Origin of the sequence: Pseudomonas sp. St386 (assembly GCF_018325865.1) — a bacterium.
GTDB lineage: Bacteria > Pseudomonadota > Gammaproteobacteria > Pseudomonadales > Pseudomonadaceae > Aquipseudomonas > Aquipseudomonas brassicacearum.
Genome location: NZ_AP021900.1, coordinates 4,270,637 through 4,291,165 on the forward strand (window position 1 = coordinate 4,270,637; position 20,529 = coordinate 4,291,165).

The window sequence follows — 20,529 nt, forward strand, 5'->3', positions numbered from 1 at the left end:
CTGGGCTGCGCAGCAGCCCCAATACCCGATCATCCTGATAAACGAAGATTCCAATCATTAACAAGGAGTCCGCTTTGGAATTACTCCCCCCACTTCATCCTCCACGAAACCACCCACTGGATAGTCAACCACCACCTGGCATCCACCCTGCCCGGCTACCTCATGCTCGGCTCCAAGCACCACGTTAATTCACTGGCGCAACTGCCCGAACCCGCACTCGCAGAGCTGGGTGGCCTGATGGCAAACATCCAGAGCGTTCTTGAAACACAACTGACCCCCAAATGGCTTTACATCAGCCGCTTCGGCCACGATCCCCGCTACCCCATCCACTTCCATTTCATCCCGGTGTACGACTGGGTCGAGGCACTGTTTTGGAAAGATGCGCGGTACAGGTTGCTGGAAACCTTTGGGGCTCAAGAGAACGCCCAGACATTAACCGATGGCGCAGAGCTGACGTTGTTCATCTGGCGTGAATTTGGTGAGAGCCCGACGCCGCCAGCAATCCAAGGGCCCTCTATCAGCCAGGTAATTGAAAAGTTGCGGCAAGCATTCAGGACTCAGCCAACACCAAACCTTCCTCCAGCGCACTAGCCATGATGTCTGCTGCAGGTGCGCTGACCCAGGTCGAAATATCAGTTTCGCCCCTCGACGCAAGCCAGCGTCCGACCATTTGATAGCCTAACGAGTAACCAAGCCATTTGGGTTTGTCGCCAAAACCAAAGAACCACTCGTTGTGATCGTAATACCTCGACTCGAGAATTTGCAGTCCAACCGGTGAGCGTAAAAGATCGGCAGATGCGATGGCATGCTCCCAAGGCTCCGGATCGCTACCAAGCACATGCCGAACAAACTGACCGGCAAGCCCTTCGCTGACCAACGCCTCGCCTAACGTCCAGCCATAACCAGGGCCGCCCATGCGCAGGCAATGGTGAACCTCATGAACAACATGCCGACGCAGTGCGCCGGTGCGCAGGCTGGAAAAGAAATTCGGATTGTCGGGATCAAGGGTCATGGTAAACATGGAGCTGCGATACGCCCGCCCTACCAGGCCCATCTCCGGAATGGTTTCGCCCGGTAGCCGCTGAATCAGGACATCGAGTCTCGGCGGGGGCATTAGGCGAGCAATAGCTTCGTAGGCGGCGTCAAACTCATCAACCAGCCCGCGGCGAAGCTCGGCAAGACTCCCCGAGGCCTCCAGCCAGTGCAGCGTCCATTTCTCCACGCCCCTTCTCCTTTATTAATCAAGTACCTGACTCGATGACTCCGGGCCGCTCGCGACGGTAGATCCCCGCCGGGCAACTGTCCAGCGTCGACCAGATTCGACTGCTCCTTTGTCTGCCCGGTTATCTCTGGCAAAAAACTGTCTCGATTCCTACAAGGCTATCGGAAGCAGATGTCTTGCCCGTCCTGTCTGGTGAAATCTATAGTCATTCCCATCGCCGAATAGGGTGATCAGGTTTGGCGACCTGCGTATCGGATCAGCCCTTTAAATTAATTGGAGCAATCCCATGCAAAGATACACACCCATCACCGGCATCGACTGTACTCCCGCTTCCCTGCTCATCGACACCCAAGCCCCGCTTGACGTATTACATGCCACAGCTGATTACCGCATCCGTGTGGTGACTCAGGTACTGGAGAACATTGCGTTTCGCTCTGAAATCACTAGCGATACGGTAGTGCTTTCGGACTTTGCACAGCTTTTGGTGATTCCGTTGCGGGATGGGTGCGATTTGCTGGAGGTGATTGGTCGGCGGCTTCAGGCGCAGGTTGAAAGCTGATGGAACGACGGGCGCCTAAAAGCGCCCGTTTTACGTAATTAGAAGTGATATCCGTACCACGCCTCAAATCTGGCCAACTAGTTTAAAGGTCATGCCGGCAGAGAGCGGCCAAAAGTAGTCAGTGGACAGATTAGTGGCAAATCGGCTGCGTTCACCTGCTGCGCTCATTCACTCAGGACGTTAGCCCCATCCGAATCAGCTCGCTGAGGTATCTGCGAGGTCGGAGTTTTAGCCCCGTCCTAGTGAGCAGAGAGAGCTATTTGAACCAGCTTTTATGTGCACGGTGTCAAGTCACCGAGGGCTTCGTAGCTAGCATGAAGGTCATAAAGAAAATCCTCAGCCAATTCGGGTAGGCCCAAGATATAGGTGTCTCGGTGAGAGATGTTGAATAGCTTGTAGTTTTGCATGCTATCAATGCGCCCCGTGGACACAGGCTTGAATGGTCTGCCGCTGAGTATTTCTATATTAAGTTGCTTCTCTTCAATTATGTTGTATTGATCCGCCGTCAAGTCTATAGCTGTTTCTTGATATTCAAGCCAGTAATGAGAAATCGTATCGTGCCCGTAATGATTTACAGCTCTTCCACTAACACCATAGATCACCATAGATGGCCATTTTTGGAGCGAATGATAAGCGAATAGCAAGGAAGATAGCTTGCAGTGCATGATCGGAAAATTCTCTGTGACCAACAGAATATTTGCTTTTTTGGCAAGCTCCAGTTTGAGCCTGAATTTCTCTGCCTCGACGATTACTTCATTGATATCTGGCTCGTTCATGATTCTATTCACAATTACGATTGAGTACGGGCAAGCAAAAGCACAGTGCTTGACTGCCCGATGAACGAAGCAAGCAACAATTGCCACTTCGGCTGAAACACTACTTAATTCGAACGGAATGTGTCTATCACCTAAGAAAAACGTGGAGTCGGAAAAATACCAATTGAGACCCCCTCAACTAGAACGCTAGATGTCATTCGTTTTTTTAAATCGTTTGCAAAATCTATAATCAGCATAACATCCCTTTTAAGCATATCAAACTCAACCATAAAGGTTTCGCCCGTCACGGACGTGCCGTTTCGGTGAACAATGTCATGTCGTCGCTCGATTACGACCTCCAATGGACCTATATCGATACCCTTTCCCGCATCATCAAACATCAACCCGAAAACATTTTTTACCGTTTTTAGATTGTGAAATACGTCCTTAGAAAGCCCTTCAATAACTAGACCTTTTAAGCCGCCCTCTGAGTCGAGCACTTTCCTCCATCCATATTTTTTGATTGCACCGCTCGGATCGTAGTGCTGGGTGATTCTTGTGGCAAAGTTACTATATTGTGTTGCTAATGCCACAAGCGACTGACTGATATATGACTCAAGAAGCGTAACAGAGTGCGAGTACGCCATACCGTACACCACACGTTTGAAATTATGTCCGCCGTTGAGTCTAGCCACATCCATTATATTCTCTAGCTGGGTTAACAACAGCGCATAATAGCCGCAGTGAGGAAAGGTATGATCGAATTCAAGCGAAGGAGGTATTAGCGTTCCGTACCCGTAGAAAAGTGCAGACGAATTGTCGAATTCCAAACCATCGAGCGCGCAAAGCGCTTCATCTCGTTCATTGCAGAGCCCAATCAGGTGATCCTTGATTCTTGACATTCTATTAAACTCATTTTTAGGCGCATTAGTAAGAGAGGAGTTTAGTATCAAATAAGGCGTCTCTCTACCAGTCTTGGCAACCCTGAGAGTTTGTCTCATTCTTACCTACCAAACCCGATGGGGCATGCACGTTCGCCTATTTGGCGCAAAATAATTCGCATGATCATCGTTCGAATACTTGATTTGTCCTCATAGGCACCTTGACGTTAGCCGGGCAGCATCAGACGACGATCAGGTGGTCCATAACTGCCCGCTATGGCGGAGATCAGACATCCATCGAACGACCGCTTTCGGCCAAAAGCGGTCACTCGCGTCCAACTGCTCCTCATCTAACGGTGGAAGCGTTCCAAAACGCTTAGTCATACGACATGGTTTCCACAAGCTAATAAATTGGACCTGCTAGAACATCAAGAAGAGAATGAACTACTGGTCGTACAACGTCGGCTGTCGAATCGTATCCATGAGCTGGAATGCACAAGGAAGAGGACCTTGCATTGAGCAAACGTAGACAATGCCCATGAGTTTCTTCGTTGAGCCTTCCTGCGGACGCTAAATAACGCGAGTAGCTTGAAATTTCACTCTCGGACGAACTTGACGCCAACCGCGCACCAATCAAACCAGCAAACTCATCATCTGTGCCAATCCTGGATTTAATAGCATAATTGACCCTGTCCTGAAAATCCCATAACGAATGGCTCGGTCGATTGATCATTGCTCTAACCAGCTTCTCGAGCTTTACACCTTGAAGCCTTTGAACCGCGACAAGGATAGGTCCAACAAAGCTTTCATAGTCGTGGTCGTCATTACTTACCGCTGATACTACTTTGTCCAGACTGGGGTTGCCGGGATCATAAATGGCCAGTGCTGCAACGCCAAGTTGGAAACCACTCTCACAAACAGTCGACTGTAATTGGGCTAACACGTCACCGTTCTCGGAAAATTGCTGTCGCAATATATAGGAAGCTTCGAAATAGCTCTGCATTCTATGCCAAGAGTGATCCGCACTGTTTCTGCGAATCCTAGTCCCAGTCAAACAGTGCTGTAGCAGCAAATCGCTTCTGGAAACCTCCTTGGCGAGCGCCTGCAATACCGGGACGCGAAGACACTCCGTGGTGTGTGAGCAATAGTCGAGAAAGCGCTGCCGCAAAACGTCATTAACGGACACATATGGCGCTATAAGCTCCCAAAAGCGCGATTCGTCAGTAAAGTGTCCTAGTCTTGAGAGTAATTGCTCGCCGAAGCTCTTTTCCAATTCGTCCCAGTGCTCGGCCACCAATCTAATCAGCGCTGGGGGCTCATTAGAATATTGCCCTAGCGATATATCCAGGGGTTTTTTGCCCCACTCGAGGATGGAAAATTGCTCCGTTGCTCCGTACACGACCAAGCCGGCGAACGCAGCCGCTCGCCGAGCGTCATGATCGTGTCCAACCGCCATTGCATCTATAAGCAGGCGATCGACAACTGGCTTCCGGTCTGTGTCGATGGAGAGCAGTGCTTGATAGTTTTTTATGGCAGCGTGTGTTTTGAGAGGGCCGTCTACTTCATGATCATACTTTTCCAAGATTTCCTTGGCAGTATCGTTTCGGTCGAATTCACTGGAGGCAGCATCAATGATTTGCAACCGCATGACAACTGAGAGGGAACCAACACTCTGAGCGATAAGTTTCTGAACGACCGAATCATCACGATAGGCTGAAGCTAGCAGCCCAATGGGAGGGTTACGCCCTTTAAGTCTTTCTAGCGCAAACGCTTTAACCCTGCCTTCTTGGGGTAGAGCGCAATCAACTGCCCGGAACCTGAAAACACGTGGTCTGGCTCGCACAACGCCCTGCTCACCAAAATATCTACAATTTCTTTATGATCGGAAACATCCAACTTGCTGAAAGCAGCAAGCAATGTGTCGAACCTTACCTTATGGTGACCGTTGAGAATTTTTAATAATTCCTCAATGCACGCTTCGCGACTAAGCATTTTGGGGTACAAGCCAATCAGATGAAATCTGCGCTCATCGGGCCACAGAAGTACCTCTTGCACCAGCGCGCGAACTTCAGGAAGCTCAGCCGCCCAACCTTCAACCAAAGGAGCCAGAGCCCAGAAGACCGAAAAACCCTCAGTTTTTTTCACCCTATCCATCAAGTACTGTTTAATTCTTGGGTCTTGAAGGCAGTTGTACACCGGTCTCGCGACATACTCTTGATGCTCCACCTTCTTGGAAATAACCGCGAGCACGAGCTGCTCTCGAACCTCACTATCCATTTCCGAGAATTTCAAAAGCTGGCTCCAATCCTGCCCCAATCGCAAGACGAACGGATGCTCTGACTGCAACTCACGCGCGATCCATGCACATATCTGCGCATTGTCAGCACTACAGCTGAGAAGATAATGTTGTGCGATCTCCTTCTCAATTTCATCGTAGCGCGTGAAGCTTCCGTTTAGGGTACCCAGGCAAATCTCAACTAATTTAGGGTTGTCCAACCAACCCTGTACCAAACTTTCCCCAACCTGTGCACGATGCAAGTAGCCGACCCCATCACGCCAAGCACACAATGAAAGTAGCGCTGACAGATCAGTATCCTGGTGCAGCCCTAATTGAACCTTGCACCAGATAGCGCTCAGCTGAAGCGCCTTGTCCACAGCAACAGAGGCTGTGGTTAGAAAATCAATCAACATCGGATTATCGGACCAACCGAGGGTCAGGGCCTCCAGAGCCCGCGCCACCACCGCCAAATCGGAGTCACCGCGAAGCAACCCCATCAGCCAGCCTTCTACCTCAAGATCGCCGTTGTAGACGACTGCCAAGGACTGAGCGGCGGCTCGAGAATTGGCGGGACTCTCATCCTTAAGCCCATGTTTCAACAAACTGAGCTGATGGTCTGACCGCACCCATCGTGCTAATGCGGAATAAAATTCTTGCAAATACTCTGCAGCCCGTATGCCCCAGCGGTTGATATTTTCCGAAGTTCTTTCTCTGAGTGTCGGGTTGTAAATTCCCCCTAGCGCAGCGGCAAGGTGGGCACTTCGCTCGCCACCCCACCCAGCCCCTCCAATGATGTTCAGACTGCGTTCAGCCAGCCTGATAGCAGTAGGTCGATTGATCTCTGCCCCTCCAAACACGACATTGGCAAGAAGCAAGCGCCGCTGCAATGCGCCGATCACATCAACCTCAGGCTCATCGATAACCTGCACGATTTGCTCGGCTTCAGACCGCCTCGTGTTCCCCGCAATCAAATCGCCGAACACACTTCTCCAACGGAAACTGCTTGCATTCGCCCGCACAAAATTCAAGATCGTCTCAATCGGCCAGCCGTGTATATGGACGGATGCCAGATATTCCTCCAGGCTTGCATGCACAAAACCCACTTCCTCGCGCCCTTTTTCAACTAACAGGCCCATCGTCTCAGCGTTAACCGCAAGGATCTCGTTGGCGACTTCAGAAGCCTCGCGAGTCGTGTAGCAATATCCCTCAGGGTCAGTGAGAAATGTTTTTATGCATTTACGAGCCAGTTGAAGGGGATACCCCGCGTCTCCCCCCTCCATTCGAATCTCGAATGCAAGCGCTGCGAGCGCTTCCCTGCGAACGTCGATTGATGCTGCGGAGGAAAATCGAGGACTGACGTCCCCTGCCGCCGTGGCTCGGCTAGACGGATGGACCTCCAACAGCAGGTCAGTCAACTGGCTCAGCGCCTGCACCTTGTTGATCGGCAACACCAACTGCCGAACGGCCAACGCGATCAATCCCAGCAATAACAGCGGCGTCTCAGCGAGCGTGGCCAACCCACGCCCTTTATCAAGCTCTTTGAAGAACCGCTGAGTTTGCCAGGTGATTGATTCTTCATTGGAAGATTGATCGTTGCTGGAACCCACGTTTCGCGAGAACCACGTCGTGGCGATTTCCCTCTGCTGCACCTTTGACAGCGGTGCTAGCAGCCCAACTGCCCAGCTGTCGGGAATCCCTCCGATTTTTGAAAGTCCTCCGGGTCGAGCACTGACGACCGCCGGAATGTTGTGTGCGGACACAATGGTTAGCATTGTGAGCAAGGTCGTGCGAGCTGCCTGCTCGTTGGCCCATTCGTCCAGCCCGTCGACAAGAAGCACTACCCGGGATTCATCAATGGCTTGATCAATCAATGCTACGAGGTCACCAGTTAACTGAGGCTGCCAAGTCGCACGGATTAATTCTTTGATACCTATAGTTCCGTCATTGGCTTCACTGAGGCGCACCCACTTGGCGAAAGAAATGAACAACGGTAAATGGCGGCCCCAGCGTTTCGCAACGTCAGTAAATCGCTCCTGTTCACCGAGCAGATCAAGCGCTAGGCACCGCAGCACCGTACTTTTTCCACTACCAGCATGCCCGACGACAGCAATCTGATCGGACTCTGCCAGCCAATCCAAGATGGGGGTGCGACGGTAATTTTCCGCCTGACGGCTTTCCTCTTTTTTCACCGGTGAATGTGCGTCAGTTCGCTGCGGTTCGGACATGAGCGAAGTTGATGCCTCACCCTGGCCAGGCGCCGCCTGGCTCATGACAGTTTCCTTCAGCAGAACGTCAGGGGCAGAGAAACGGTCAAGCAGTGAAATGGGAGCCTGGGGCCGATCGGAAAAAGGCGTTGGGGCATTCACCAGAATTCGGTCCAGAAGCTCGAAACCTCCTTGATAGACACGACGGAGTTGCGTCCTGATCTTGTGCAACTCGCTACCATCTAGCCGCAACAGAACGTCCTGACTTACAGTGTCTCCAAAAAATGCCTTAGCGCACTCACGCCCAAAAAACTCCAATACGACATCTGGGTAATTTTGCAAGGCGCCGCACAAGTCATGACCGCCAAGCACCTTAAGGGTCATTCCTTGGGCATGAAATAATTCGGCCTGAACTTCAATCGCATCCTGCAAACCGACGTCATCCACTGGACATTGCACGGCAATGTAGAAAATATCAGTCCTTCCCACCCAGCCTCCGGCAAGGAATGTCGCACAGGCTTTCTTCAGGTCTCTCGCGGTGTACTTTGCATAGCATTTCACCTGCCAGGTGTCGTATCTGCCGTTGCGCTTTCGAGCAAAAATGTCTATGCCCTGCTGCGCTTGTCCTGCCCTTCCATATAGGCTATGAGATTCGATATCAGCTTGTTTCCCCGCCAATCGATAACACAGCTTTTCAAAGTTCTCCCAGCGTAGTTCACTAAATGGCAACGCCTGTGCGGCCGTGCGAACTGAGGTAAAAGGTGGAACATGGCTCGCTGGGGCCGTGATTGCAGTTTCCGTCATTTTTGAGGATCCATGTGCAGGTGCGACTCCTGTCATCGGCCGCCGGTGGTTATGCATCATATTGTGTATTAAAACTGGGGGCACCGTGGTTTGAATCGCCACTGTCTTGATAGACACCATTGAGTGGCCGCTTCTGGCCGATTGCTACCTCTTGCGAATGGCTGCAGGCCAGAAGCGGTCACTCGAAGTTGTCTGTGAGCCTAGAGGCGATTCAGAGTGCGAGGGCCTATTGATCACGGTAAAGCGATATCCATTGACGAGCGACATGTGCGGTTAATACCTCAGCCCATGGCTGCCTCAGAGTTCACGGCGTGCTCGCGGTAAAGCGTCTGAATGAGGTGGTGAAAATTCTCTTGACCGATCTTCCGAGCGAGAATCGCTTATGCTGCCTCGAAAACTGCTCCAGTGTGGATCGCCTCATCTTCAAAAAGATCAAGCTGACGTATGTGAGCCTCTGCCTGCTCAGGATCAACCGTGAAAAGTACTACAGCCAAGTCTTTAAGCGCCCTTGTGCAGCTCACATAAAAAAGACGGCGCGTTCGATCCACTGTTGTTTCTTCACCCGCATCCATATGTTTTTTGTCGTTATCTGATAGTTCTTTAAGGCCTAAGTATTTTTCATAGGAGAATTGGAAGTGGCTACTTTCAGCGTCATCTAAGACCACAAGTACCCTGTCGAACTCAGCACCTTTTATGCCTTGCTGAGTCCAAAAAGGTGAGCGTTCCGAGATGTAGGTATGGTAAGGCAAAAGCTGGCTTGCGGGACACGCTAGAAAAGCATCCATCGAAACCATTTCCTTTTCGGACTCATCGTCTTCTTGAACGTCGTCGTCATCCTCCTCTCCTACTTCGGGCTCGGGCTGAACAGGCACAGCTGCACTTGGGTCCAAATACGATACCAACCTAGGGTCGAGGATCAGTAGCTCAGAGACATGTACTTGTTTCAAAAGATCGCCGATCGTTGCACCCGAATTCCCTGCTATGCCTGCTGCGATCGAAGCAACAAGTTCGCCGAGTATTTTAAGGCGCTTCTCCACACTCACCTCGAAAAGGGACTCTTTATCAAGAAGAAGTGAATAGTCTCGGATCAATCGCATTACCTCAAGCTGTCGACCATTGGTATGAGCGATAGCGATCGGGATCAAAAACTTTACACACGGCGAAATAGGCCATGCAGATCCGTCTAAAAAGCCATCTTTGAACGCTGAGGGAGCTTTGGAGTTGAGCGCAGCGTAGAGAGTTCCAAATCCTAAGCGCCTTGCAGCCATCTGATGAACAATGACGAGAAGCTTTACCCACGCTTGGTCGTCATCACCTGGTCGCCAATGATCATCACCGGTATGTGCCGCCATCCATTCGCGTACTCGAATCAAATTCGCGTCGCGTGTATCGTCTGCAGGCAAAATGAAAAGGTGCGCCGAACCTTCAGGGGTTTGAACGATGCCCTCAGGACCTAGCCGGTTTCCAGGGATTTGAACGAGGTCATCACCGTCACGACGGATGGCATTCGCGAGATTCAGAACCTTAGTTGAGCACCGGAAATTTTCAGGTTTCGGAATGTCGGCCCAAGTAGGTTCTGCTTCAACCTGTCCAGTCCCCGTAGCGTAGATTCTTTGCATCGGATCGCCAAAGAATCCAAGACAAAATGTGACTCCGGGTTCGCGCTCGACGGTCTTCAGAGATTCCACAACCTCTGTGGTCGTGTCTTGGCTCTCGTCCACAAATACGAACGGAAACTGGCGCGCGAGAAGGGTTCGGAAGAGGGGGCGTTCGGCAATGAGATAGGGGACGAGTTTCAGAATGTCGTCATGTCCCAAAATACCCTTCGCGTAATTGCTACCTGTACCGTATCGGAATCCTTTGACTGCCGCGATCCGCCCCGACTGCCGATGGAGGCGTTCCAAGTCTCGGGTGTCCTTATCCTTCGTGCGCTGTTGAACCCTAGGCCCATAGGTTGCCCGTTTTTCTTCAAGAGCCTCTATTTTTTCCACGATGCGCCCCGACACCCAGACGCGAATGTCGTTCTGAAAAGGCTTTGCCAACAGCCACATGAAGCTGTGGATCGTCGAGACGTGAACTAGGGGGTCACTGCCGACATCCCTCCAAATCTCTCCGGCCGCAATCTCGGTGTAGGTAATGCAGGCAACGCGCTGACGAGTTTTCTTCAGCTTATCGCCGTGCATTTGGATGACCGATGACAGGCCCTTAATTAGCGAGGTGGTTTTTCCGGAACCAGCACCGGCCTTCATGATGAAGCTACGCGGTGGAGCATTCCCAAGGCAGTTCCGCAGATCGATGTCGGCCTGGGTGTCCGGCTTGTTCGCCCGGCTACTCATACTCGCCTCCTATCGCACCATCTTCTTCGGCGATGAGAATGGCGTCAGGCAGCACGGCCTCGAGTTCGATCCGTATTTCGTCTTTCAGCCAGACAAGCCCATCACGGATGTAAGTCGGCACATCCCACGCTTTCTCGTCTTCAGTGAGAACGGCGAGCGCGAACTTCGTTTTATCGAAACTCTTCCGCGAAACCTTCTGATGGAGGCCTTTGGCAAGAGCAGCAGGACCAGCGGCTTCGCCCTTCACAATCAGGCCTAAAGGCTTCCTCGCTATGGACTGGGACCAGTCCGGGTTTTCGAGGCCGAAGTCTTCTTCTAGCGTACGCCCGCAGAGGGTTTCGGTGGCCCCGTTCCAAGTGATAGCCCGTTCAGTCTGATAGGCCACGCGAACCTTCGCATCGTCTTCGAGCACGTGAGTTTTGTCCGCTTCCGATGCATTACGCAAGTCTTCGATTGTGAGCTTCCCCGGAAGCCATTTAATGAGTGTTTGATTCGAAGTTGCAGCGTCCGGTTCACTGGGCAAACAAGCTCTCCCATATTTCTTCTTAGTCGCTGGGACTATAGGCTCTTGGACTGGATCTTGCGCATTGTCCAGAGCCTGCCCTGCTGCATCGTCTTCCGCGTCGGCTGGAACCTCAAACTCTTCGACTTCCTCGTCATCCACGGCATCGTCAGCCGCCTGTGCTACGAGGGCAACACTATCAATATCGGTGATGATCAGAGTTGTCAGACCGAGAAACTCGATGAGCGACTGGAAGCGGTGCCCAAAGGCACCGCCCACCTCCAAGATGCATAGACAAGCTGAGCGGAGAGTTTTTGCGCTCTTCCGGATCATGACAGGAAGGAGCAATCTCTCAACATTGCCTTCAACCAGAATTGCTGCATCTGAGAAAAATAGATCACAGTGTGTCAGCTTAAGATATCGTTCTAGAAAATCACGATCATCCGGCTGGGATTGGTAGAACGCCGATAGATTAAGTACCTCCGTCAACTGTTCCTTGCCAACTTTTTTGCGTCGGAAGTAGCGGATCGGCTTAAAGCCTCGCTCGTAAAGGATGTGCGGGGAGTGGGTCGTGATGACCATTTGACTGCCAAAAATGCTTCCGTCATCGCCCTCTATATTCAGAAGCTCAAGAATATTGCGTATGAATACCTGTTGGAGTTGGGCGTGTAGATGGGCCTCTGGTTCCTCCACAAAAAGTAGGTGCAATGGAGGGCGACTGTCCATTGTCGCCCACCTAGCTTGGGAGTCTAGAATCTCCACAACCATGTAGATCAAATTCTTGAACCCAAGCCCGTTATAGCTATCAGGAAGGGTGGCCGTGTCTTCGCCATCTCCTATCTGGTAGTGAACCCGTGCGTCCTGGCTCATGACGTGCGCGGGGTCTAGCGCTGACATTATCTTCAGTCGCGGGTTATTGACACCCGGATAGCCAAGCTTGGCGAGCCGATCAAGCGTCGGCTTGAAAACGCCATCCAAGTGAATGTTGAGCGCTTGCTCAGAGTCGAACAACGCTTTTAAGGCTATGTGATCGTCCTGCCTCTGATTGAGGTTGCGCTTGTAGAAACGGCTCAGACGCTTTGACAGGTCTTCTGATCTTGCGCCAGCTTCCGGATTAGGATCAGCAAGGTGTCGTTGAGCACCCAGATTGTCGATATGAATAAGAGACTTTAGAATCGTTCCGCCGCCTGGCTCTCCACCTAGTTCATCTGGAACATAATCGCCGACCTCGCGGAAGCTCTCATCAAATTGCGAGCGATCCAAGATGAAGTAGCGCAGCTCGTATTCGCTCTTGAGCTCACGCTGGAGATAATCCGTCATAGAACGCGGCCAAGGAATATATTGCGACTCGGGCGGCAGTTCCGCTGTCTGCGCAGCACCTTTGGCCTTAGCTTCTTGGAAGTTTTGAATGAGGTTGATGGGGCTTCTAGCAGTCAGGGAAACTCGTATACCAACTTTGGTTCCTTCCCACGCAGTACTAGGGAGCAAGGGAATCACTAGATAGAGGTCTGGCGCTGCAACCTCGAACCAAAGATCAAGATCTATACTTGGAAGCGAGAACCCCCGAGGTAGTGCGCCGGCTAAGTCGATATTTCCAGCTTCATCGAAACTCTTCCAGCATGAGGAGCTGAAATCATAGAGGCTGAAACGATCCCTTCCACCCGTCACGAATGCATGGATTGCCTGAGTTGCCGACGTTTTGCCGCTGTTATTCGATCCTACGAATATTGAAATATCGTCAGCCAGCTCAATATGAGCATCCTTTAAACGTCGAAAATTTCTGAGACGATACGAGTGAAGATGCACGAAAGTCCTCCGCTGATTTTTGAAATCTATAGCAAGCTGTATCTCCGAAATACATCAAGCCAGTGACCGTTTTCCATTAGGGCGTGCAGGTTTTGCATCGTCCCAGTTTAGTAGACGATTTGAGTGTCTGCTTTTGGCCGATTGCTGCCTCTCACGAAGGGCTGCAATCGGCCAAAAGGCGCCAATCAAGAAAATCCCCTATCCCCCCATCAACCCGCCAACCCACTAGCCCCTAACCACCTTCATATTGCCAAGTATCCTCCCAGCACCCTGTCCAGACGGAAGTCCAAACACTCGCGCCTAATCCCGGCTGAATTGCGTCGCGCTCTCGTAGCCCACTTCAAAGGCAGCCGCCATGACGCTTTTGGCATTCGCCACCATCAGGGTTCTGGCCTGGAGCAGACGAACCCGCTTCTGGTACTGCAAGAGGCTCAGGTTGGTGACAACTATGAAGTGACAATGGAATGCAGAGGCGCTCATTGAAGCGCATAGCGCCAATCGCTCAACACCAATGGGCTCGGCGAAGTCGCGGCGGATTCATTGGATTGCCAGGTTGATTCGGGCCATCGCGGTATCCGGCGCGGCGATGTCTCGCAACATCCAGCCATGGGGCCTTGGAGTACGCGGAAGATAATCTCTCGCTCATAGACGGGGGCCAGTGTCTTCGGAGAAGGATTCGCCCTGAGCATCGCCGGGACCGTCATTACTGACCTCCAAGAATGATCAATCCCGAGGCACACGACCCGACTACCAAAGCCCTTGGGCTCAAGCCTCCAATACGCGTTTCACCTCAAACCCTCTCACCGTCACTGATATGAATACCAAGATCACAACGACCCGATGCAAGATGCGCTTTGAGCGTCAACGCCGGGATTTCGTAATCGCCGTGGTTCTGGCGACGAAATGGCAAGGGTTGATCACTGAAGAGCCTATCCAAGCGAGCGGCATAAGCCGTGCAAATGGATTGGAACCGGGCGGCGTCCATCTTGCTGGTCTTATAGATTGAGAAGGCCGGCAGGACCGTGAAGCCAGGATAGAAAAGCACCCCATGCTGGATAGGAAATAGCAGGTCATCCAACGCGCCGTTCACCCCTCGGCCACTGTAGTGGGATTCCCAACCGCCCATCGTGACCACCAACATGGCGCGCTTGCCTGTCATGCTGCCTTCGCCGTAGCGATCGCCCCAGTGGTTTTCGCTATGTTCGCCGACACCATAGGCAAACCCGTAAGCGTAGACGCGTTCGATCCAACCCTTGAGAATCGCGGGCATCGAGAACCACCACAGCGGAAATTGAAAGATGACGGCATCGGCCCAGCGCAATTTGGCCTGCTCTGCCTGGATGTCCGCCGGTTGGCTGTCAGCGGCAAATACACGCTGGGATTCAAGTGCCGGGTTGAAAGGCGTTTCTGCGTCATAACCTGGGGCGTCGTCCGGATCGAGAGACGCTTTCCACCGCATGCTGTAGAGATCTGAGACTTCGACCTCGTGGCCTGCTGCTTCCAGGTGAGTGATTGCAAAATCCTTGAGCGCGCCATTGAGCGAACGAGGTTCGGGGTGGGCGTAGATCAGCAGTATTTTCATGAGGGGCTCCGCGTTGAATGTGTCCCTCAGCGTAAGCATGCATCCGCTATGATAGAAATGAATTCCCGAAACACATGGTATTTGCATGCACAATAGCTTGCGCCGTCTGGATCTTAATTTGCTGGTCACATTGGACGCCTTGCTGGCGGAGCAAAATGTGACGCGGGCAGCGCGCTTGCTCAATCTCGCGCAACCGACCGTCAGCCTGCAACTGGGCAGGCTGAGGGATCTTCTTGATGATCCGCTTTTACTGCCTGGCCCCCGAGGGATGTCGCCCACCGAGCGTGCTCGCGAATTGCAGGGGCCCCTGCGTGACGCGTTGGCCGCGCTGGAAAGCGCACTGAGTCCTGTTGCCGCTTTTGAACCCGGACGGTCCCATCAAACGTGGAAGATCGCTGCCAGTGATTATGCGACGACTGCCTTGATCTGGCCGTCGCTCTCGCGGCTCAGGCACTTGGCGCCGCACACGCGGTTGGCGCTTGTGAATAAACCGACTGTCGACTTTGCCAAGGATCTGGAAAACGGCCTTATCGATCTGGCGCTGCACACCCGCGATGAAGCGCCGCCCAGGTTGCGTCAGCGTTCCTTGATTCACGAACGCTATGTGCTGGCGGCGCGGCGCGGCCATCCCGCGCTGGCAACCAGGCTGTCGCTCAAAGCGTTCTGCGCGCTTGAACATGCTGTCATGTCACCTGATGGCGCCGGCTTCGTTGGCAGTACCGACCATGCGCTGGCAGCTGAAGGTCTGGAACGGCGAGTGGTATTGTCCGTGTCCAATTTCAACTCGCTGGTCTCGGCATTGGTGCACAGCGATTTGGTTGCGGTGGTGCCGGAACGGCTGGTGAAACATGAGTCAGCGCTTCACGTCCAGGCACCTCCGCTCGCCATTCCCGGGTTTGAAATGCTGATGTTATGGCCCGAGCGACTGCATCGCGATCCTGCCCATATATGGCTGCGCGACCTTATCGCTTCGACGTTGGAAACAACCGGCACGCAGAAATAAATGGACCGGACCATGAAACGATGACGACGCCCCCCTGCCCCCGTGTCCCGTTAATAATGTCCAATTCACTCCAAGGAAGAAGCTAATGTCCTCCGATCCCCTATGCCTGGTTTTCGTACCCGCCCTTGCAGCTGTACTCACAGCAGCCGAGTCCAAAAAAGGCACCCCACTCACCGAACTCGAAGTCTGCAACATCCGAGACCAAGCCACCTGCATTGCAGTCACCTTTGCCACCGCGCTGGCGATGGAACAAGAGCGGGGCTATGCGGATATCGTTGCCGAGGATTGCTGGAATGAGTGGCAACGATTACGCCTCTCGATTCAACAAAGCCCACGTTGAAGGGCTAACACCTCAGCCCACCCCCAGGGCTCAAGAATTTGAAAAAATTACAGCACGTTTAGCGTTATGCAGGTGGTCAGCTCCATCCGAAGTAACGGGTTGCTTTCGGCCAGAAGCGGCCAAACGATGACCGCTGGGGCTGTATTTTGCGCCTTCCTGCAAACAGATGGCTAAACCGTTGGTACTGTTCCGCCGTCGATCACAAACTCACTTCCCGTGATAGATGCCGCTCGCGGCGAAACCAGGAAACCGATCAGGTCAGCAACTTCGGAAGGTGTCGATGGACGGCCGAGCGGGATACCCCCAAGTGCTTTCATGATGATCTCTTTACCACCTTGATAGTCAGTACCTGCCTCCTGCGCGAGTCGCTCGGCTAATGCGACCGACGCTTCGGTTTCAACCCAGCCCGGCGAAACCCGAACCACGCGGATGCCTCTGGGCGAAACCTCTTTCGATAAACTTTTGCTGTACGTCGAAAGCGCGGCCTTGGCCGCCGCATAAGCTGTTGTCGCTTGCGGCAGTGGCAGCCGACTCTGGATGGAGGTGACGTGGATGACGACCCCTTCCTTGCGCTCCAGCATACCCGGGAGCAAGGCGCGGTCGAGACGCACCGCCGGCAACAGGTTCAGGCTGAGCTCTCGTTGCCACTGTTCCTCGTCCAGTGCAGCAAAACCACCGCCGGGTGCCGACGAACCACCCAGGACATGGATCATTATGTCCACGCCATCCAGCCGCTGTTGGATCGCGGCGATCAGCACGTCACAACCTTCCCGGGTCGAAAGATCAGCCGCAATCAGAATAGCGCCCGGCATTTCAACGTCCACCTGCCTGGCCGAGGTAATGACCTTCGCGCCCTCGGCCAGTAACAACTCGACGACAGCCTTGCCGATGCCTTTGGTGCCACCGGTGACGAGGACCCGCTTGCCAGTCAAACCTAGATTCAGCATGGCGTGATCTCCAGGGAACGGATTCGACCGCCCTCCAGCGTGAAGACGTGACTCAGTTGAACCGGGCTACCGGGGAAATTCCCAACAAGGCGCGCAATGACAGTCAGTCTGCCCTGCCCTTGCAGGGCATGCAGTGGTTGGACCTGATAGATAAAGGCTCTACGTGCCTCCTGTTGCCAGGCTTCGATGGCAGTTGTTCCTTCGTATGTTTTTCTCTCATCCGAAACCGTGGCGTCCGAGCAGAAGCAGCTCGCAAGTTGCGCTGCATCGCCACCATTGGTGACCGCAAAGTACGCCTGCACGACGTCGGGAAGCTGAAGGGTCATGTTTTCGCTCTCCAGAATCTGGTTGTATGAAGCGATCTTGTGCACTTTTGTACGCGAACCTGATGCAATGAGGCATCCATCCGGGCCGGGCATCAGGAGATCAACCCCAGTTTCGCTGCCTTGAAGGTGGCGGCCGCTCGAGTCGAGCATTCCAACTTTCGGAAGATGCTTTCCACGTGCGTGCGAACGGTGCTAGGACTTATTTCCAGCAACCTCGCCACTTGCTTGTTGTTGGCGCCAACGCTGATCTCCCTGAGGATGCGACACTCTCGCCCAGTGAGTAATAGCCCACCAAGCTGCTGGATCTGGTGCTCGCCGTGTGCGGCCAGCCTCAGCAATGCATCACATGCTTGAGGTGGCGAGCATTCAGCAGTAACCCAATCGCTTCCACTGCCGATGTCAAAGTACGTCTCAACAACGCTGACACGCTGAAGGCTCATTTGCTGATCTCCTGGATAGATTTCCTGGAGCGATCTTGCTGCCTGACGGATAGTTTGTTCAACTGGGACAAACCCTTATGACCAATCCCGAAATTCAGGACAATCCATGTCACAAGATCGTTTAGGCCTCAGTGATCTGGACGCTGTCATAGCGGTCGCACGCAGGGGTTCGTTTCGGCAAGCCGCTATCGATCTCGACGTCTCCGCCACCGCATTGAGCAACACCATTGCCCAACTGGAAGCCCGCCTCGAATCGCGGCTGTTCAATCGCACTACCCGTAGCGTGGCCATCACCGAAGCGGGCAGGATATTTCTGGAGCAGGTGGGGCCAGCCTTGCAGGATTTGCGTGCTGCACTCGATGCAGTGCGATCGCATAACGCCGGCCCCTCGGGCACGCTGCGTATCAATGCGTTCGCCAGCGCTGCCCGATCGGCGCTCCTGCCACTGGTGATGGAGTTCCTGCAGCATCATCCGAAAGTACACATCGACCTCGTAACCGAAGGCCGTCTGGTGGATATCGTTGCTGACGGCTTCGATTTCGGCGTGCGTTCAGCAAGCCTCGTTCCGAACGACATGATTGTGATCCCTCTCGGCCAGCCGCAACGGTACGCTGTGGTCGGCTCGCCGGCGTACTTCGAAAAACACGGCAAACCGCGAACGCCATCCGAGCTGCTCCAGCATCGATGCATCCGCGTTCGACTACCGAATGGGGCGATTTTCCCGTGGCATTTCGAGCGGGACGCAGAAGTGACTCGTCTCGATGTGAGCGGGCCGCTTACGCTGGATGAATCCAGCGTGGTCAAAGTGGCAGTGCAGGAAGGCATGGGGCTCGGCTTTTTCATGGAGCAGGACGTTCACGAGGAAATCCGCGCCGGACAGTTCGTGCGGACTCTCGAAGACTGGACACCGCCCAGAGACAAGCTGTGCCTGTACTACCCGAACCGCCGCAACCCCTGCGCGGCAGCCAAGGCATTCATCGACCTGGCACGCGCCAGTCAAGCCGATCAGGACGGGCTCGCATGATTCAGGCTTGACCCGGACCTGGCTCAGGCAATCAATCCCAGTGTCAGTCCCTTCAAGGTAGCGGCTGCCCGGGTCGAGCATTCCAGTTTGCGAAAGATGCTTTCCATGTGCGTGCGAACCGTGCTCGGACTGATGTCCAGCAGCCGCGCCACCTGCTTGTTGCTGGCGCCACGGCTGATCTCCAGCAGGATGCGGCACTCGCGAGTCGTGAGTACCGAAGCCTTCGGTTGACGCATCCGACGCTCGCCACCTGCGGCGGCAATTACTGCTTCGCAAACATCGTTGTCGAACAAGCCACTGCCAGCATCCTGTTTGAGTAGCCTGGCTGCATCCGCTTCGCCGTGGGCCGATCGCCATGGCCTGGCTTCCCTTAGCGCGACCCAGGCTACCGATGTGGCGAACAGGCGATGCTCGGCACACAGCGCATCACCCGCCACGCCTCGAAAATAGCCACTGCCGTTGAGCCGTTCATAGGCATGGGTTGCAATCTCTGCGGGCACGGCCAGTTCAGTGATAGGTCTAAGCGCCTGTTGCGTCCAGTAAGGGACAAGGCGCACCCGCTCCGCAGCGCCGTATGGCAACCTCCCTGCGGTATTCCAAAGGTGGTTCGAAACGGCTGCCCGGCCGAGACCGTAGATGAGCGCGGACTTGCCAATTTCTGTCAAAGTGGGCTCACGCAGCCCCCACAGGCGCGCCGCTTCCACGGCGACACGCGCTACCTGCCGCGAATGCCCTGCCAACCACGGGAGCTTCAAGTCGATGATGTCTCCCACCAACGTCAGTGAGACGCAACGCTGCTCATGCGCGTGGTCAACCGTTTTCGAAAGCGTTTCCAAATCCGCCAGCCAGTCCTTTGCGTTCCCCAGAAGCAACGATACTAGCGACGCGGGATAGCGCCGATCCGACTGCTCTCTGATCCAGCGCAGCGCCGCGTCGAGGCCGTGTGCACGACTGAGAATATCCAGATCACCTGCAAGTACTACTTGATAGGCGACCTCCGGAATGTGCTCATGGGTCAGGCCCAGCGGCCGGCCAGTGCCGTCGTAGGTTTCGAACACGCGACACAAGCCCGCCTCGACGGCGGCACCGAGCTGGAGGGTTTTGGCGATTGCTCCAGACACCTCACAGTGCACGACGGCAAGCGGGGTTGCCTGATGCACCGCGTTCATTTGCTCATTGCCCAGCGTCAAATCGAGCATCGCGCGGCGGCCATCGACGTCGTCGCCCAGCAGATCCGCAAAGCCTTCGGCATTGGCGGTGCAACCGGACCAGCGCAGCAAGGCAACCTGTTCCGCTACCCTCAGGTGCTCACCGTCGCCGTGCTGGGCCTGCGCCAGCATCCGCGCCAGTGCGGCAACACGCCGGGAATGACCGAGTGGTTGTCCCATGCTGAGGTCACCGACCTGGGCGATCGTCGCCAGTGCCCCGCCCAGGGAGATATCCAGTTGCAACACTCTATCCATGAAAAATGTCCCGGGGTCGGATAATTGACCGATGCCCACAACGCAGGCTAGTCAGCA

16 protein-coding genes and 2 pseudogenes are annotated in these 20,529 nt (G+C 53.9%); 5 read left to right on the forward strand and 13 right to left on the reverse strand.

The features are described 5' to 3' along the window. Window positions 1-96: 96 nt before the first annotated feature. Window positions 97-591, forward strand: a complete 495-nt coding sequence (locus KI235_RS18670; protein ID WP_212795876.1) for an HIT family protein — start codon at window positions 97-99, stop codon at window positions 589-591. On the opposite strand, the gene KI235_RS18675 is transcribed toward KI235_RS18670, so the two are convergent. Next, window positions 551-1,222 carry a DUF2268 domain-containing putative Zn-dependent protease gene (locus tag KI235_RS18675; protein WP_212795227.1) on the reverse strand — a complete coding sequence of 224 codons (672 nt, stop codon included), beginning with the start codon at window positions 1,220-1,222 and terminating at the stop codon, window positions 551-553. The genes KI235_RS18670 and KI235_RS18675 overlap by 41 nt on opposite strands. Before the next feature lie 286 nt (window positions 1,223-1,508). Here KI235_RS18675 and KI235_RS18680 point away from each other — a divergent pair, with 286 nt between their 5' ends. Beyond that, window positions 1,509-1,781, forward strand: coding sequence for a hypothetical protein (locus KI235_RS18680; RefSeq protein ID WP_018601122.1), 273 nt, complete (start codon window positions 1,509-1,511; stop codon window positions 1,779-1,781). A 272-nt stretch (window positions 1,782-2,053) separates the two neighbouring features. On the opposite strand, the gene KI235_RS18685 is transcribed toward KI235_RS18680, so the two are convergent. The 8 genes and pseudogenes from KI235_RS18685 to KI235_RS18720 all read right to left on the reverse strand — a co-directional run bounded on the left by KI235_RS18685 (window position 2,054) and on the right by KI235_RS18720 (window position 14,929). Beyond that, window positions 2,054-2,557, reverse strand: a complete 504-nt coding sequence (locus KI235_RS18685) for a hypothetical protein (protein WP_212795228.1) — start codon at window positions 2,555-2,557, stop codon at window positions 2,054-2,056. 131 nt (window positions 2,558-2,688) lie between these two features. Next, window positions 2,689-3,438: a hypothetical protein gene (locus KI235_RS18690; protein ID WP_212795229.1), complete on the reverse strand. Its 750-nt coding sequence runs from the start codon at window positions 3,436-3,438 to the stop codon at window positions 2,689-2,691. Window positions 3,439-3,820: 382 nt separating this feature from the next. Next, on the reverse strand, window positions 3,821-5,065 hold the full coding sequence (locus tag KI235_RS18695; RefSeq protein WP_212795230.1) for a hypothetical protein: 1,245 nt from the start codon (window positions 5,063-5,065) through the stop codon (window positions 3,821-3,823). A gap of 110 nt (window positions 5,066-5,175) precedes the next feature. Next, window positions 5,176-8,703: an NACHT domain-containing protein gene (locus KI235_RS18700; RefSeq protein ID WP_212795231.1), complete on the reverse strand. Its 3,528-nt coding sequence runs from the start codon at window positions 8,701-8,703 to the stop codon at window positions 5,176-5,178. A 380-nt stretch (window positions 8,704-9,083) separates the two neighbouring features. Then, a complete protein-coding gene (locus KI235_RS18705; RefSeq protein ID WP_212795232.1) occupies window positions 9,084-11,039 on the reverse strand; it encodes a UvrD-helicase domain-containing protein in 1,956 nt (651 codons plus the stop codon). Continuing rightward, window positions 11,032-13,347 (reverse strand): ATP-dependent endonuclease, encoded by a 2,316-nt coding sequence (locus tag KI235_RS18710; protein ID WP_212795233.1) that lies wholly within the window; start codon window positions 13,345-13,347, stop codon window positions 11,032-11,034. The genes KI235_RS18705 and KI235_RS18710 overlap by 8 nt, the downstream gene beginning before the upstream one ends. A gap of 303 nt (window positions 13,348-13,650) precedes the next feature. Beyond that, window positions 13,651-14,006: pseudogene (locus KI235_RS18715) on the reverse strand (helix-turn-helix domain-containing protein); the annotation flags it as partial. Between the two features lie 131 nt (window positions 14,007-14,137). Further along, complete coding sequence (locus KI235_RS18720) at window positions 14,138-14,929, reverse strand: NAD(P)H-dependent oxidoreductase (protein WP_212795234.1); 792 nt, start codon at window positions 14,927-14,929, stop codon at window positions 14,138-14,140. Between the two features lie 85 nt (window positions 14,930-15,014). Here KI235_RS18720 and KI235_RS18725 point away from each other — a divergent pair, with 85 nt between their 5' ends. Then, window positions 15,015-15,932 (forward strand): LysR family transcriptional regulator, encoded by a 918-nt coding sequence (locus KI235_RS18725; protein WP_212795235.1) that lies wholly within the window; start codon window positions 15,015-15,017, stop codon window positions 15,930-15,932. An 85-nt stretch (window positions 15,933-16,017) separates the two neighbouring features. Next, the gene (locus tag KI235_RS18730; protein WP_043042465.1) at window positions 16,018-16,272 is read left to right on the forward strand and encodes a hypothetical protein; all 255 of its coding nucleotides are present in this window, start codon (window positions 16,018-16,020) and stop codon (window positions 16,270-16,272) included. 170 nt (window positions 16,273-16,442) lie between these two features. Here the strand turns inward: KI235_RS18730 and KI235_RS18735 are convergent, their stop codons facing one another. From KI235_RS18735 to KI235_RS18745, 3 genes and pseudogenes are all read right to left on the reverse strand, one after another. After that, a complete protein-coding gene (locus tag KI235_RS18735; RefSeq protein ID WP_212795236.1) occupies window positions 16,443-17,219 on the reverse strand; it encodes an SDR family oxidoreductase in 777 nt (258 codons plus the stop codon). Further along, window positions 17,213-17,545, reverse strand: coding sequence for a nuclear transport factor 2 family protein (locus KI235_RS18740; RefSeq protein WP_212795237.1), 333 nt, complete (start codon window positions 17,543-17,545; stop codon window positions 17,213-17,215). The genes KI235_RS18735 and KI235_RS18740 overlap by 7 nt, the downstream gene beginning before the upstream one ends. A gap of 92 nt (window positions 17,546-17,637) precedes the next feature. Next, window positions 17,638-17,898: pseudogene (locus tag KI235_RS18745) on the reverse strand (LuxR C-terminal-related transcriptional regulator); the annotation flags it as partial. A 193-nt stretch (window positions 17,899-18,091) separates the two neighbouring features. Here KI235_RS18745 and KI235_RS18750 point away from each other — a divergent pair. Continuing rightward, window positions 18,092-19,009, forward strand: a complete 918-nt coding sequence (locus KI235_RS18750; protein ID WP_003203108.1) for a LysR family transcriptional regulator — start codon at window positions 18,092-18,094, stop codon at window positions 19,007-19,009. Window positions 19,010-19,032: 23 nt separating this feature from the next. Here KI235_RS18750 and KI235_RS18755 read toward each other — a convergent pair whose 3' ends face one another. Beyond that, the gene (locus tag KI235_RS18755; protein ID WP_212795238.1) at window positions 19,033-20,472 is read right to left on the reverse strand and encodes an HD domain-containing phosphohydrolase; all 1,440 of its coding nucleotides are present in this window, start codon (window positions 20,470-20,472) and stop codon (window positions 19,033-19,035) included. Between the last annotated feature and the right edge of the window lie 57 nt (window positions 20,473-20,529).

Bases quoted from the DNA above. Each gene is read 5' to 3' on its own strand.
- KI235_RS18680 (WP_018601122.1), top strand. From the start codon at position 1,509: ATGCAAAGATACACACCCATCACCGGCATCGACTGTACTCCCGCTTCC.
- KI235_RS18685 (WP_212795228.1), bottom strand. From the start codon at position 2,557: ATGAACGAGCCAGATATCAATGAAGTAATCGTCGAGGCAGAGAAATTC.
- KI235_RS18690 (WP_212795229.1), bottom strand. From the start codon at position 3,438: ATGTCAAGAATCAAGGATCACCTGATTGGGCTCTGCAATGAACGAGAT.
- KI235_RS18695 (WP_212795230.1), bottom strand. From the start codon at position 5,065: ATGCGGTTGCAAATCATTGATGCTGCCTCCAGTGAATTCGACCGAAAC.
- KI235_RS18700 (WP_212795231.1), bottom strand. From the start codon at position 8,703: ATGACGGAAACTGCAATCACGGCCCCAGCGAGCCATGTTCCACCTTTT.
- KI235_RS18705 (WP_212795232.1), bottom strand. From the start codon at position 11,039: ATGAGTAGCCGGGCGAACAAGCCGGACACCCAGGCCGACATCGATCTG.
- KI235_RS18720 (WP_212795234.1), bottom strand. From the start codon at position 14,929: ATGAAAATACTGCTGATCTACGCCCACCCCGAACCTCGTTCGCTCAAT.
- KI235_RS18725 (WP_212795235.1), top strand. From the start codon at position 15,015: ATGCACAATAGCTTGCGCCGTCTGGATCTTAATTTGCTGGTCACATTG.
- KI235_RS18730 (WP_043042465.1), top strand. From the start codon at position 16,018: ATGTCCTCCGATCCCCTATGCCTGGTTTTCGTACCCGCCCTTGCAGCT.
- KI235_RS18735 (WP_212795236.1), bottom strand. From the start codon at position 17,219: ATGCTGAATCTAGGTTTGACTGGCAAGCGGGTCCTCGTCACCGGTGGC.
- KI235_RS18740 (WP_212795237.1), bottom strand. From the start codon at position 17,545: ATGACCCTTCAGCTTCCCGACGTCGTGCAGGCGTACTTTGCGGTCACC.
- KI235_RS18750 (WP_003203108.1), top strand. From the start codon at position 18,092: ATGTCACAAGATCGTTTAGGCCTCAGTGATCTGGACGCTGTCATAGCG.
- KI235_RS18755 (WP_212795238.1), bottom strand. From the start codon at position 20,472: ATGGATAGAGTGTTGCAACTGGATATCTCCCTGGGCGGGGCACTGGCG.